Raw genomic sequence first — 14,969 nt, forward strand, 5'->3', positions numbered from 1 at the left:
CTAATATTCGAAGATCCTGCGAAATATCCCCGGCGCGATCGCCGATATCGGATTGACGGTCAAAGTCGGATCGCCGAAGGCGCCAGCCAATCGGTAGGTTATTCCGATCAGCGCGCCCTCGGCCCCGTTGCCCAGAATGCCGCCGACAAACGGCAGGGCTCCGAACAACCGGTTGATTGCGTAAGCCGGCATGAACGAGCCGGATATGTCGATCTGCTCGCGAGAGTCGTAGATGGTGCCTTCGAAGCTCGAGCCGAAGATCGGGCCGCGCAGAATGCCATCCTGCGCAACAAGACGGCCGCCTTCCCAGGCAAGGCCGACGGACGCGGAGTCGAAATAGGCTCGCGACACTTCGAGGTCGCGGCCGATCGCGCCCGCCAAGCTTTGGCTCCCGGCACGCGTGGTCCCGACCAGGTTTGCCAATCTCGGTTCATCCACCAAGGTGAAATCTTGCAGCGTCAAAGCGCCGCTAAAACCACCTGATGCCAATCCCGAGAGCTGCAAGCGTGCGCTGCCACCCTGCATGCGCCCATAAAGCCCACCGAATCGGAGCAGCGATCCCGCGTCGTCGGTGGCAAGACTGATCATCCGATCCGCCCCGCGTAGCCGGACGGCGAGCTCGATCGAACGGCCGGCTATGGTGTGGGCTGAAAGCGAAATCGCTCCCCCGGCTTTGTAGCGAATTGTTGCATCCCGAAACTCCTCACCGTCAAAACCCAGCAAGCGCTCGAGCACGATCGTGGCGTCGACGGCCTTGCTTTTACTCGCTTGGCCCGGTTTCGCCGCCAGGCCTTCCCGGCGAAGCCGATCGAGCATCGCACGGGCGTCCAGGCTGCGCCCGGTCATGTCGAGCACATACCCCTCGTCGCCGCGTATGAGCTGTCCGGAGATGTCGTCGCCCCGATTTAGAGCCGCACTATCCAGCGTCACGCTCCTGAGACCGGAGCTGTCGGCTTCGATGCTGCCTTTGGCCGAGAAACCCTCTCCCGACAATTCGACATTGCGCATCGAGATCTGTTCGCCCGATACGCTCAGATCGAAAGCGAGCATTGCAGGGACACCCGGACCTTTGCTCCAGCCGACCGCCGGCATGTCAAGTCGTGCCGTCCCGAGATCGAGCCGGGCGTGAAATCCGTCCTGGACGCGCGTCAAACGCGCCGACAGCGGGCCATCGACGATCTCGCCGAGCATCGGCAACGCTGCGCGAACTTCGTCGTCGGTCAATCGCGCGGTCACGTCGAGCGTCGCCTCGCCGATCGGGTTCGGCCCGATCGGCTGAGAGAATTCCACCCTGGCGGGAATCCCGTCAATCGCAGCCGCAATGTCTCCGATGGCCGCGCCGGGGGCAAGTGTGACCATCCCGGAGATGGCTTTGATCTCGCGCCCGTCGATCTGGCGTTTGAGGTCGACCCCATCGAGATCGGCGAAGACCGACCAGCTCTCCAGCCGCTCTTGTTCCGGCGCCGGTTGACCGAGAAGAAATGCCGCTCCGACCCCGACCTTCGCTCGGCCGGTCACGTCGTCGCTCCGCCAGCCGAACTTTCGCAAAGCCCCCACCGGCCCGCGGTCGGCCAGCCGAAGCAGCGCCGGCGCATCGCCGACGAGATTGAGGGACAGTGACGCGGCCACGCCATGGTCCGCCCGAACGAAATCCAACGACGACGGCACGATGTCGAGGCTCGAAAAGCCGGTGATGCTTCCTGCCGCGACCGTGATCAGCGTCGTACCGTCGCGATAGTCCAGCGTTCCGGAAACGGTCTCGACTGCGGGCATGTCGCCGATCGTCGCGAAGGTGCCATCCTCGAAATCGAGCGCAAGCCGCACTTCATCCCCGATTGGTCCCTCGTCCGGCACTGCGATCTCGGCAAGCCGCGCAAGACTGATATCCAGAGCGAGCGAACCCGTCGGCACTGATCCGGCCTCTCCAACATGGGCCAGCACCCAGTCGCGCGCCTTGCCGGCGATGAAGAACGGCCAGAACGCTCTGATGTCCGCAGCCGCCAGCGCAGTTGCGGTCAGTTCCAGCCGAACCCGGTCCGCGGGATTCAGGCCGGTGAGTTCGCCGGTTCCGGCCAGTTCGCCGCGATCGGTTTTCAGGGACAATTCATCCAATGCGACGTACGCCCCACCGAAATGTACTGCTCCCACCGCCTTGAACGACGCCGATGTCGCCACATCAGAGCGTCCTGCCGTCGAGGCCAGCCGAGTGGTGCGAAGTTCCAGGCGATGGCGCCCGGAACCGTCCGGGATCAGAGCGATCCGGCCAGCGAACTCCGCCTCGGCCGTCCCGAAATCGACGCGCCCATCGCTGATCGTCAGGTGGTCCTCGCCTTCCGCAAGGCTGACGCTGCCCCTAACCGAAGCCACAGGTTGCGTGGCCTTGCCAACGATCCGGCCGTCATGACCGTTCACGCTCGCGGTGACGCGGCGGCCGGACGCGGTCGTGGCGAGCCAAACGGCGAAGCTTGCCGGCAACACGAGCCCGAGCGCGTCGTCATCCCCATTCGCCGGCACCCTGCCCCACCGCAGTTCCTGCTCGGACGTTCTTGCCGCGAACTCGACAATTCGCTGCCGGTTCGGATCAAGCTTGGCTGTCCCGGATAAGGCCAGTGCGTGCGCGGCGACGATGCCCTTGGCGTCCATCGTGAATTGGCCCGAGGCGTCAGCCGCGATCTCGAAGTTCTCAAGTCGGTCTGCGTCCCGGCCAAGCACGGCAAGATCGCTGACCTCGATACGGCGCAACCCAATGGCCTCGATCGCGACGAAGGGTCGGTCGAGAGCGATAAAGAGGTCTTCTGCCGCAAACTCCTTGCCGGACAGCAGATGGTCGAAGACAGACGAGTCGAGACGCACGGTCTCGACTGAGAGGCGATCGACGGCGAGCCCCCCACCAAAGAGCGCGCCCAGGCCGACACCCGCCCGGACGCTGCCGGCGGTTCCAACCGCTTGACCGGTCCGCCGATTCTTGATCGCGACGTCGGAAAAGCGAATACCAAGAGTTCCCGCCGGACCGAATCCGACCTGCTGGCGACCGAACTCAACCGAGAAGGCTGGCCCGACAAACGCCGAGGCGATCCGTTCGGTCTGCCAACGCAGCAAGTCTTTGCCGCGATCGGTCCACAGCAGTGCGCTAATGGCGATGGCGAGCGCCAGAACAACGAATATGGCGAGACTGGCAAGCCCGGCGACAATCCGAATCGCGGTTTTCATGGGCAAATCACACGCGTGCCGAACGCAGCGCGCATTGTCGCCATGCCTTCCCACGCGAAAAGATGCTCATTCTCGCTCCTGAAGATGCGTCGAGGGCGGCATGGCTGCTCCAACACAATAGAGATATTGATAAAAAATTCTGGCAGCCAAGGTTCACAAAACATCCCAAGGCTGATTTCTCAGGCCCCTGAACTCAATAGGACGACATGATGGCACTTTCAGCCGGCGATACCTGCCCCGAATTCCGCTTGCCGGATGACAAGGGGGAGATCGTCTCACGCGATGATCTGAAGGGCACACCATTCGTTCTTTATTTCTACCCAAAGGACGATACGTCCGGTTGCACGGTTGAAGCTGTTGATTTCTCGCGGCTGAAGGGCGAATTCGATTCCCTCGGTGTCCCGGTATTCGGGGTCTCGCCGGATACGGTCAAAAAGCATGGCAAATTCAAGCACAAGCACAATCTAACCGTCCGTCTCCTGTCGGACGAGGAAAAGCTGCTGCTCGATGCCTGCGGGGTTTGGGTCGAGAAGAGCATGTATGGCCGCCGTTACATGGGCGTCGAACGCACCACCGCGCTGGTCGGTCCGGACGGCACGATCATTCGGCTCTGGCAGAAGGTGAAAGTGCCGGGGCACGCCGAGGAGGTGCTGGAGGCCGCGCGCCAACTCGCATCCTCGACATGAGCAGAGCCAGCAAGGAACCCTCGACGCTTCGGCAAGCGACCATCGAAGCGCTGCGCGAAAGCGACCTCGACGCCAAGGTGGAGCGCACCAACCTCGCCTGCCGCCTCTGGTTCGGCCGGCGCATAGGCCTGCACGCTCCTGGGGATCCTGCGCTGCCAGATCGGCCCGGCCGCCCGGCCGCCCCGATTCTCGTTTCGCCGCGCAAGGTCAAACGGCGCTCCGTGCACACGGTCGAGGGCCGCATCGCTCTGATCCACGCGATTGCCCACATCGAGCTGAACGCCATCGACCTCGCGCTCGACATCGTCGCCCGCTTTGCCAGCGAAGCGGTGCCGCGCTCGTTCTTCGATGGCTGGATGACCGTCGCGCTGGAAGAGGCCAAGCACTTCCGCCTGTTGGCGCGAAGGCTGGAAGCCCTCGGCTCCCACTATGGCGCCCTGCCCGCCCATGACGGATTGTGGGAGGCCGTGGTAGCGACAGCGCATGATCTCGGCGCCCGCCTCGCGGTCGTTCCGCTGATCCTCGAAGCGCGGGGGCTGGATGTGACGCCCTCGCTTCTGGAAAAACTGGAAGGTGTCGGCGACGCCGGCACCGCGGCCATCCTGGAAATCATCTATCGCGACGAGAAAAAGCATGTGGCGATCGGCGCCAAGTGGTTCCGGTTCCTCTGCGCCCGGGAACGGCGCGATCCCGCCGAGCGCTTTCAAGAACTCGTTCGCGCGAGTTTCCGCGGCCAGGTAAAAGCGCCCTTCAACGATCGCGCCCGATCCGAAGCGGGGTTGACCCCAACCTTCTATCGCTCGCTATCGCCGCTTTCCAGCTGAGAAGCGGAATTGTGAGCAACAGGCAAAGGATCGTTAACCTTAATCGTGTGCAATCGGTTCATCGATGACTGGGCCTCCGTCCCATCAACGAGGAACGGGAAATGGCGGCGAGCAAACACAGACGAACCTTTGGGGAGTACCGCGAGCCTCACACCATCATCATCGCCCGCGGCGAACAGGTTCGCCATTTCACGGTGGGGCGACGGTCGCTTCTGCTCGGAACGGCCTTTGCGGCTCTGATCTCTCTGACCATTGTCGCGGCGCCGACCTGGTTCCTCATGCAAGACGATATCGCGGCGCGGCTGACCGCGCGACAAGCCCAGATCCGTCAGGATTACGAACAGCGGATCGCATCGCTGCGTTCGCAACTCGACACAGTCACTAGCCGACAGATGATTTCGCAAAAGATCGTCGAGACAAAGGTCGACGTGCTTCTCGATCAGCAGGAAGAGCTCACCGCCCGCTACGACAAGCTGCGCCCCTTGTATGAACGCGCCCAAGAGGTTGGGGTCGCCCTGGCGTCGATTCCCCTGCCCACACCCAATCCTCGACTCGAGGTGGCGGATTTGCCGATGGGAGTGCTCGACACGCTCGTCGAGGACGAGGTCGGCGCTGCGGTTTCGCAGCCCGCTGCGGCCCTCGTCGATCCGATCCGTACCGGCTCGCTCGGCGAGCGGGCCGCTCTCACGACCGGATTGCGCCCCTCCGCGGCGGCGCCCGCCGAATTGGCCGGGAAGACCCAGGTCGCCGACGCGATGATCCGCGAGGTCGGACGCTCCATCGACATCGCCGAACTTCGTCAGATCGAACATCTACAGAGTATGGCGGAGACGGCCCGGACACGAACGCTCAAGATCGCCGCGGCACTGAAAGCGGCCGGGATCGACGTTCCTGAGCTCGATGAGCAGACTGCCACGGGTGGTCCGTTCGAGCCGGTACCTGTGGACTATGATTTCGACGAATCGTATGCCGAACTCGATACGGCCCTGGCATCTTTGCAGAAGGTCCATTTGGTGGCGACGACCCTTCCGATCTCGGCGCCGCTGCCCGGCAGTCGCCTCTCCAGCTCGTTCGGAATTCGCTCCGATCCCTTTCTCGGACGGCGCGGATTGCACTCGGGCGACGATTATGCCGCGGCGGCAGGCACGCCGGTCCCGGCCACCGCGCCCGGCACCGTCACCAAAGCCGGCCGCGCCGGTGGCTACGGCAACCTCGTCGAAATCGACCACGGCAACGGCATTACCACGCGATACGCACATATGTTGCGGGTCGACGTTAGCGTGGGCCAGACCGTCGCGAAAGGCACCAAGATCGGCGAGGTCGGCAGCACCGGGCGCAGTACCGGCCCCCACCTTCACTACGAAGTGCGGCGCGATGACCGAGCCGTCGACCCGGCACGATTTCGTCGCATCGGCCTGAGGATTGGCGCGCTCAGCTGACGACCGGCCTTTACCCGCCCGTCCATCCTGTTCTCAGGCGATATCTTCGACTTCCACGTCGCTGCCATGCACGCGATGGGCCAGTGCCGCTTCCATGAACTCGTCGATGTAACCATCCAGCACGTCTTGGGGTGACGTGCTCTCCACCCCGGTGCGCAAGTCCTTCACCAGCTGATAAGGCTGCAGGACGTAAGACCGGATCTGGTGACCCCAGCCGATATCGGTCTTCGATGCGGCCTCGGCACTCGCCTCTTCCTCGCGCCGCTCGAGTTCGGCCTCGTAGAGCCGCGCGCGCAACATGTTCCACGCCGTTGCGCGGTTCTTGTGCTGTGAGCGCTCGGCCTGACACTGAACGACGATGCCGGTCGCCAAATGGGTGATGCGCACGGCCGAATCCGTCGTATTGACGTGCTGACCGCCGGCGCCGGACGCGCGATAGGTATCGATACGCACGTCGGACTCGGACACGTCGATCTGGATCGTGTCGTCGATCACCGGATACACCCAAACCGACGCAAAGGACGTGTGGCGTCGCGCCTGGCTATCATACGGCGAAATCCGCACGAGGCGATGCACGCCCGATTCGGTTTTCATCCAGCCATAGGCGTTGTGGCCCTTGATGACCAGCGTCGCCGATTTGATGCCTGCCTCTTCGCCGGCATGTTCCTCGAGAACCTCCACCTTCATCTTGGAGCGGTCGGCCCAGCGCATATACATGCGCAAAAGCATGGCCGCCCAGTCCTGGCTCTCGGTGCCACCGGCACCGGAATGGACCTCGACATAGGTGTCGTTGGAATCGGCCTCGCCGGCCAGCAACGCCTCGATCTGCCGTTTGTCGACGTCGGCCCGAATTCCGCGGATCGCCTTTTCGGCTTCCGTCACGATCTCAGAATCGCCCTCCTCCTCGCCCATGGCGATGAGTTCGACGTTATCGCTGAGCGACTGGTCGAGGCGCTTGATGGAGCTGACCGCTTCGTCGAGATGCTGGCGCTCGCGCATCAGCTTCTGCGCCTCCGCCGCATCGTCCCAGATCGACGGATCTTCCGCCTTCTGGTTCAGATGATCGAGGCGCTTGAGGGATTGATCCCAGTCAAAGATGCCTCCTCAGCAGGCTTATGGCCTGCTTGATTTCGTCGACCATGGTCTCGATCTCGGCACGCATGCCGCAATCTCCTGATTTACTGGTGATTTGAATGCCGCCCCGACGGTCGCCGGGGCGCTTTGCGCAAGGAAAAGGGCGGTCGGCCCGCCCTTGAAGCGTCTATAACGCCGATGGCAGCGCTTGGCTAGAACAGCCCGCCAGCGCCCTGGACGATGGCCTGCTCGGCTTCCTGCGAGACTTCGCCGGAGCCGAAACCCGACGCGACCTCGTCCATGCCGATGACCTGGTAGGCATCCGACGGGCCGGTTCCGGGCTTGAACGCCTCCATGATCACGTCGGGTCCCGAGCCGCTGGCGCGCATGCCGGACTTCCGGTTGACGGCGATGATCTCCATGCCCTCCGGAGGTTGGAACTCGATCGGCTTGCGGTCTTTCAAAGCCTCACGCATGAAATCGATGAAGACCGGGGCAGCCATTCCGCCACCCGTCGCCCCGCGGCCCATCGGCGTCGGATTGTCGTAGCCGAGAAAGACACCGGTGACGATATCCGGCGTGAAGCCCACGAACCAGACGTCCTTCTCCTCATTGGTCGTCCCGGTCTTGCCGGCGATCGGAACGCCGAGTTCCTTCACCTTGGTCGCCGTACCGCGCTGCACGACGCCTTCCATCATCGAGGTGATCTGGTAGGCCGTCATCGGATCGAGGATCTGATCGCGCTCGTCGATCAGCTCCGGCTCGGGCTGGCCGTCATATCGGGTCGCATCGCATGACTGGCATTGGCGCTGATCGTGTTTGTAGATCGTGCGTCCATACCGGTCCTGGATGCGATCGATCAGCGAGGGCTGGAGCGAACGCCCGCCATTGGCGATCATCGAAAAAGCCGACACCATCCGCAGGACCGTCGTTTCGCCCGCGCCGAGCGCCATGGGAAGATAGGGCAAGAGCTTGTCGTAAATGCCGAACCGTTCCGCGTATTCGGCGACGAGTTGCATGCCCATGTCCTTGGCCAGGCGGACCGTCATGAGGTTGCGGCTCTTTTCGATTCCGAGGCGCAGTGTCGATGGGCCGGCGGAGCCGCCGCCGTAATTGGAAGGCTCCCAGAAACCGCCATTGCCGTCGGGCAGTGAAATCGGCGCGTCGAGGATGACGGACGCGGGGGTGTAGCCATTGTCGAGTGCCGCGGCGTAGACGAATGGTTTGAACGACGATCCGGGCTGCCGATAGGCCTGCGAGGCCCGGTTGAACTCCGACTCGGCGAAGGAGAAGCCGCCGACCATGGCCAATACGCGGCCGGTCTGCGGCTCCATCGCAACTAGCGCGCCCTGAATCTTCGGCGGTTGGCGGAGCCGATAGCCGCCGCCTTCCTCGATGCTCTCGACATAGACGACGTCACCACGCGAGACGACATCCGAGGCCGATTTCACCGTGCCCTGTCGCTCTTTGGTGTTCAGCCGTAGCGCCCACTTCATATCGGCGAGCGCGATCGTGCCGACTTCGCGTTTTGGGCCGAGCGCGCCGGAGACCTGGCGTGCCGGCTGAAGGCCGATGCTGATCCGGTCGCTGTCGGTGGCGAGAACCACCGCCAAGCGCCACTCGGGCACGTCCGCGAGCGGTTCGACCTTGCCGAGCGCCGGCCCCCAGTCGCTTCCAATGTCGATCCGCGTCACCGCGCCCCGAAACCCACGCGCCTCGTCATATTTGACCAGCCCACGCTGCAGCGCGGCGCGCGCTTCGGCCTGCAGCTGTGGATCGAGCGTCGTCCGGACTGACAATCCGCCTTCGTAGAGCGCATCGACGCCATAGCGCTGGATGATCTCGCGCCGGACATCCTCAGTGAAATACTCTGCTGCCGCCAGATAGGTGTCGGACGAGCGAGGATTGACGCCCAGCGGCTTCTGCTGAGCCTCGACGGCCTCGGCGTCGGTGATAATCTGGTTCGTGGCCATCTGATCGATGACCCAGTTCCGACGCTCGAGCGCTTTGTCTTCGTCGCGGAACGGATTGTAGTTCTCAGGCGCCTTCGGCAGCGCCGCGAGATAAGCTGATTCTTCGATCGTCAGCTCACTGACCGGCTTGTCGAAATAGGCCAGCGACGCCGCGGCGATGCCATAGGAGCCGAGCCCGAGGTAGATCTCGTTGAGATAAAGCTCGAATATCTTGTCCTTCGAATAGGCTTGCTCGATGCGCAGTGAAAGGATCGCTTCCTTCACCTTGCGATCCAGCGTGCGCTCGTTCGTCAACAGAAAGTTCTTGGCGACCTGCTGGGTGATCGTCGAAGCGCCCTGCATGCGACCGCCTTTGGCCAGGACCAGGACGGCACGGGCGACACCTTCGAGGTCGATGCCGGGATGCTGATAGAAGTTCTTGTCTTCGGCCGAGAGAAACGCGTTCTTGACCAGATCTGGGATCGCCTGGATCGGCAGAAACAAACGGCGTTGGCGCGCATATTCGGCCATGAGCGAGCCGTCCGAAGCGTGAACCCGCGTCGTCACCGGCGGCTCGTAGTCGGCCAGCACCTGATAGTCCGGCAAATCCTGCGCCATCTTCTCGACGTACCAGGCAAAACCACCCGCCACGATCAGGAAGAAGATGGCTCCGATTCCGAAGAAATAGCCGAGCAGTCTAATCATAAAAACTCCGTCCGCCCCAGGTGCGACACTCCGGTTCGGTCTCCTACCCGATCATGGCGCCGATTGGCCATCCGGCAGGTTTATAAATACGGTCTGGACGAGGGATTGCCCTTTTCCCGCATTCAATCCATCAACCTTGTTGTCGGCAATTGCGGCAAGGCCGTGAACTCAATCGGCTTTCGGTCGATCAATTGCCGTCTTCGTTGTCGATTTATCACACTCGTCGACCGCCGTGCAGCCTCCTCGTCCCTCCTGTGCCGTTCCCCCGAAAAAATTCATCACGGCATCCGCCGTGGCGGCGGCCACTTCCTCGCGCCAGGCGTCATCCTGCAAGAGCTTTTCGTCCTGACGGTTGGAAAGAAAACCGAATTCGACCAGGACAGAGGGAACATCCGGCGCCTTTAGAACCTTAAACCCCGCCGACCGCTTGGGTCGATTGATCAGGCGAATGTCACGTGTGGCCAGATCGTGGACGAGCGACGTCGCGAAGTGCTCCGAGAAGCTGACGGTCTCCCGGCGCGTGAGGTCCAGCAGGATGTCGAAGACATCCGGTTTCTCCTTCTGCCATTCCTCGCCGGCAAAGCGGTCGGAGGCATTTTCCGCGGCGGCGACCTGCCGAGACAGCTCGTCCGATGCCGTTTCCGAAAGCGTATAGACTGTCGCGCCGCGCAAAGCGGATTGGCGAATCGAATCGGCGTGGATGGAGATGAAAAGGTCGGCCCGCTCCCGACGGCCGGCGGCAGCCCTTTCGTCCAACGGAATGAAGGTGTCGTCTTCGCGCGTCAAAACCACTTTGACGCCACCCTTGGCAAGCAGCGAATCCCTTAGGGCGAACGCCAGTTGGAGATTGATTTCCTTCTCATGCGTGCCGGAGCTTGACACCGCGCCATTGTCGATTCCGCCGTGGCCGGGGTCGAGCACGATCGTCAGCTTCCGCTCGGGCTTCGCCGCGGTCTGTTTCGAATCAGTGGCATCGCGCTGTGCGCCCGGCGCTTCGACCGAGGCCACGGGCGCTTGCGCCGCGTCCGACGGCTGAATCGACAGGACAATGACCTGCCCGTCCGGCCTTTCCTCGGTCCGGATCGCGGCGAATGCCTCTCGCTTGAGGCGAAAAATGAAGCGATAGCGGTTGCTGGAGACAAGCCCGTGGCGGATGCTCTCGACGATACCGTTGTCCGGCGGTGCCGCGATGGAAGCGGCCGAAAGCGTATCGATGAAGTCGACCGCGATCCGGTCGGGATTGGCAAGCCGCAGAATGCGGGTCTGGGGTTTGCCTCGCAGGACGAAGGATGCGGAATATTCGCCCTCTTCGGCACTCTGGCTCATGCCGGTGATGACCAAGTCCCGGGCGTGCGCCTCCTCCCCCCGCCAGGCCAAGATCGCAAGCAGCGCCAAGACCGCGACCGGAAGCAATCCGCGACAGCCGGAAACCAGTGTTTGGACGAAGCGTGTCATGCCCCTCGATCCAGCCCGTGCTCCCATCTGGTAATCCTCGCCGCACTGAGCCGACCTTCGACCCCGCATCGCCCGGTCGAACGCTATAAAGATGATCAGACTGGGGCGGAAGCCGCATCGGATTCGACCATGCTCCCGCGCGTACCCATCGCCAGCTCCGCAACGCCAGGGCAGTTTTTTTGGTCCTAGCGCTTGGCTAGCGGCCAAAGCTTGCGTTGGCCTTGGCAGATCGGTACCGCGCTACGCCCCATTGCGATGTTCCCCTTGTTTCTTGCCCTCGGCCAGCATAAAAGCGCAGACGAGGCTGACTATGACGGGAGGACCGTGTCGTCGTCGGGTCGAAAGCGGAACCGCCAGTGGACGCTAGCGTCTGGTTGCAGGGGTTGCGGCACTTGGATCCTTGACGGCATCGACACCGGTCATCAGCTTCTCGGAAGATTTTCAATCGATACTGGAGCGCAGCTCCAGGCGATTTTCCAACGATGCGGATGCGCCCTGTTCGAAACAGCAGCCGGTCCGCGCGTTTCGTCGGCCGCTACAGCGGCCATCCAATTGTTGCAGGTCGTGATTTTGTCGTCAGCCTCCGCTTATAGCCCGACGTTCATCGCCAGCCCTACCAGGGCCGGACGGTCGTCGCCGCGTGGAGAGGAACGGCAGCGAATCACGCCCCTTACGGGCTCGCGCCCCACAGTCGTCCCGCAGGCTTCACACGCCTCGTTACGGCCCGGCGCGAGCGCCCGGGAGTCCATTCATGGCAAACAAAATGCTGATCGACGCGTCCCACCCGGAGGAGACGCGGGTCGTCGTCGTCCGCGGTAGTCGGATCGAGGAATTCGATTTCGAGTCGGAGCACAAGAAGCAACTCAAGGGAAACATCTATCTGGCCAAGGTGACACGGGTCGAGCCGTCACTGCAGGCCGCCTTCGTCGAATATGGCGGCAACCGCCACGGCTTTCTTGCCTTCAGCGAAATCCATCCGGACTACTACCAGATCCCCAAGGCCGACCGGCAGGCGTTGATCGACGAAGAGCTTGCCCGCGTCCAGGAGGAAGAGGACGAGGCCGACGAGCCGCGCCCCAGCCGTGGGCGTAGCCGCAGGGGGTCGCGGAACAAGGCGGCCGAGCGCAACGACGAGGAAAGCATCTCGGAAACCGTCGATTCGCAGGACGGCGAACCCGCGTCGGGCGACGGCGGCGAATCATCTGAAGACCGGGATCAGCCTGACGTAGCAGCCGCCGGGATGCCGCAAGGCGAGTCGGCAGACGACACCGCGGAGACCGACGCCGACGATTCCGATGGCGACGACGAGCCGACCTCTAGTCAATCACAACGCGGTCGACGCAGCAGCAGAGCTCGGCGCGGCCGTGGCCGCTCGACAAGCGACGACGACGCCAATGACGAGGCGAATGGCGACGAATCGGAGCAGATCGACGAAATCGGCTCCGAGGATGCGATGGAGGAGGTCCCGGTTCGCCAGAGCCGCCCGCGCCGCCAATACAAGATCCAGGAAGTGATCAAGCGGCGCCAGATTCTGCTGGTCCAGGTGGTCAAGGAGGAACGCGGCAACAAGGGCGCGGCGCTCACCACCTACCTGTCCCTCGCCGGTCGTTATTCGGTTCTGATGCCGAATACGGCGCGCGGCGGCGGCATTTCCCGCAAGATCACCAACGCGTCCGATCGCAAGCGTCTGAAAGATGTCGTGCGCGATCTCGACGTGCCGAAGGGCATGGGCATCATCCTGCGCACGGCTGGCGCGAACCGGACGAAGCCCGAGGTCAAGCGCGACTACGAGTATCTGATGCGGTTGTGGGAGACCGTCCGCAATCTGACGCTGTCATCGATCGCCCCGGCCCTGGTCTACGAAGAAGGCAGCCTGATCAAGCGATCGATCCGCGACCTCTACAACAAGGATATCGACGAGATCCTCGTCGCCGGCGAGGCCGGTTACCGTGAAGCCAAGGACTTCATGCGGATGCTGATGCCGAGCCAGGCGAAGGTGGTTCAGCCCTATCGGGATCAGACGCCGATCTTCGCGCGCCAAGGCATCGAATCGCAGCTTGAAAAGATGGTGCATCCGCATGTCACGCTGAAGTCCGGCGGATACATCATCATCAATCAGACCGAGGCATTGGTTGCCATCGACGTCAATTCGGGACGCTCGACGCGCGAGCACTCGATCGAGGATACGGCGTTCCAGACCAATATGGAGGCCGCCGAGGAAGTCGCGCGGCAGCTCCGTCTGCGCGATCTCGCGGGTCTGATCGTCATCGACTTCATCGACATGGAGGAAAAGCGCAACAACCGGACGGTCGAGAAGAAGATCAAGGATTGCCTGAAGAGCGATCGGGCGCGCATTCAGGTCGGCAGCATTTCGCATTTCGGCCTTCTGGAAATGAGTCGCCAGCGCATTCGCGCCAGCGTTCTCGAATCCACAATGCAGCCCTGCCCGGTCTGCGAAGGCGCCGGCCACATCCGATCGGCTTCCTCCTCCGCGCTGCATGTCCTGCGCACCATCGAGGAACACCTCCAGAAGCATTCGAGCCACGACCTGATCGTCAAGATCCAGACGGCGACCGCGCTCTACGTGCTCAATGAAAAGCGCCAGCGGATCGAAGAGCTGGAACGCCATTACGGTCTGCGCATCCTCCTCGCCGCCGATGAGAGTGCCGGTCATCAAGGCATCGCTATCGAGCATGGCAGCGAGGCGGTGAAACCGGAGATACTGTCCGACGTCGTCAATCCTGAATCGGTGGCGGCGGCCGAGATCGACGCTTTGGACGAAGCGGCTGACGAGGAAGCTGCCCGCAAGTCGCCTGAAACGATCGAGGAGACGGGCGAGCAGGCCGACTCCGATAGTTCCGACGGCGGCAAGCGCAGACGCCGCAGGCGGCGCAAGCGGCGGGGCGAGAACGACGACGAGACGGTTTCTGCCGAAAGCGACCAGTCCGAGCCGGAGACCGACAGCGACGCCGATGATGAATCGGCGGGCGATGACCGTGCTTCAGATCGAAGCGAGGATGATTCGGATCGGGGACGCAAACGTCGGCGCCGCGGACGGCGTGGCGGTCGTCGCAATCGTGACGAGACCGGCGGTGCGGACGACGGGACCGAGGCGGGCGGCGACGCTGCGCAGGAGGCGCAGCCCGCGAACGCCGCGGAAGCTGGCGATGCCGTTGCCGCGCCGCACGTCGAGGTGACGCCTTCGGCCCCGCTCCAGCCAGTCGCCACGGATGCGGCTGCGGAGTCGGATGCCGCGTCCGCCGAAACGTCCGTCGCGACATCCGGTGAACGCACTGGGGAAGAGCTGGCAGCAGCGGCGCCGGAGTCCGCTCCGGCCGCGGAATCCGCTTCGCGCGAAACGCCGGAAGCCGCGCCGAGGGAGATGGCGGACCAGGAGATGGTGTCGACCGCCTCCGCGGCCAATGACGATGTGCGTGAAACCCAGGTCGAAGAGTCCGGTGAGCCGGTGGTGACATCCAACGACACGACGAAGGATACCACCGAAACCGCGGAAAAACCGCGGCGTACCGGCTGGTGGGCGCGGCGCTCGTTCTTCTGAGCCCCCGCGCCGTCGGTTCTCGATAACGCGGGTTCCGGCTGCGCGGCACCGCGCGCCGATCGCGT

The 14,969-nt window shown here is 63.2% G+C and carries 8 protein-coding genes; 4 read left to right on the top strand and 4 right to left on the bottom strand.

What is annotated here, in order from left to right:
* A complete protein-coding gene (locus VSX60_RS00845) occupies positions 1-3,210 on the bottom strand; it encodes a hypothetical protein (RefSeq protein WP_327622212.1) in 3,210 nt (1,069 codons plus the stop codon).
* Between the two features lie 206 nt (positions 3,211-3,416).
* Here VSX60_RS00845 and VSX60_RS00850 point away from each other — a divergent pair, with 206 nt between their 5' ends.
* The 3 genes from VSX60_RS00850 (at position 3,417) to VSX60_RS00860 (ending at position 6,159) form a co-directional block, all read left to right on the top strand.
* Positions 3,417-3,896 (top strand): peroxiredoxin, encoded by a 480-nt coding sequence (locus tag VSX60_RS00850; protein ID WP_327622213.1) that lies wholly within the window; start codon positions 3,417-3,419, stop codon positions 3,894-3,896.
* Positions 3,893-4,720, top strand: a complete 828-nt coding sequence (locus tag VSX60_RS00855; protein WP_327622214.1) for a ferritin-like domain-containing protein — start codon at positions 3,893-3,895, stop codon at positions 4,718-4,720. The genes VSX60_RS00850 and VSX60_RS00855 overlap by 4 nt, the downstream gene beginning before the upstream one ends.
* 101 nt (positions 4,721-4,821) lie before the next feature.
* A complete protein-coding gene (locus VSX60_RS00860; RefSeq protein ID WP_327622215.1) occupies positions 4,822-6,159 on the top strand; it encodes a peptidoglycan DD-metalloendopeptidase family protein in 1,338 nt (445 codons plus the stop codon).
* A 33-nt stretch (positions 6,160-6,192) separates the two neighbouring features.
* On the opposite strand, the gene prfB is transcribed toward VSX60_RS00860, so the two are convergent.
* From prfB to VSX60_RS00875, 3 genes are all read right to left on the bottom strand, one after another.
* A protein-coding gene (gene prfB / locus VSX60_RS00865; protein WP_327622216.1) for a peptide chain release factor 2 occupies positions 6,193-7,321 on the bottom strand; the annotation gives its coding sequence in 2 pieces (ribosomal slippage) (positions 6,193-7,251 and positions 7,253-7,321; 1,128 coding nt in all).
* Positions 7,322-7,445: 124 nt separating this feature from the next.
* Positions 7,446-9,890 (bottom strand): penicillin-binding protein 1A, encoded by a 2,445-nt coding sequence (locus VSX60_RS00870; RefSeq protein ID WP_327622217.1) that lies wholly within the window; start codon positions 9,888-9,890, stop codon positions 7,446-7,448.
* Between the two features lie 168 nt (positions 9,891-10,058).
* Positions 10,059-11,345, bottom strand: coding sequence for an N-acetylmuramoyl-L-alanine amidase (locus VSX60_RS00875; protein WP_327622218.1), 1,287 nt, complete (start codon positions 11,343-11,345; stop codon positions 10,059-10,061).
* A gap of 751 nt (positions 11,346-12,096) precedes the next feature.
* On the opposite strand from VSX60_RS00875, the gene VSX60_RS00880 reads away from it, so the two are divergent.
* Positions 12,097-14,904 carry an Rne/Rng family ribonuclease gene (locus VSX60_RS00880; RefSeq protein ID WP_327622220.1) on the top strand — a complete coding sequence of 936 codons (2,808 nt, stop codon included), beginning with the start codon at positions 12,097-12,099 and terminating at the stop codon, positions 14,902-14,904.
* The last annotated feature ends 65 nt before the right edge of the window (positions 14,905-14,969 follow it).

This window comes from Aurantimonas sp. A3-2-R12, from assembly GCF_036016755.1.
In the GTDB taxonomy this organism is placed as follows: domain Bacteria; phylum Pseudomonadota; class Alphaproteobacteria; order Rhizobiales; family Rhizobiaceae; genus Aurantimonas; species Aurantimonas coralicida_A.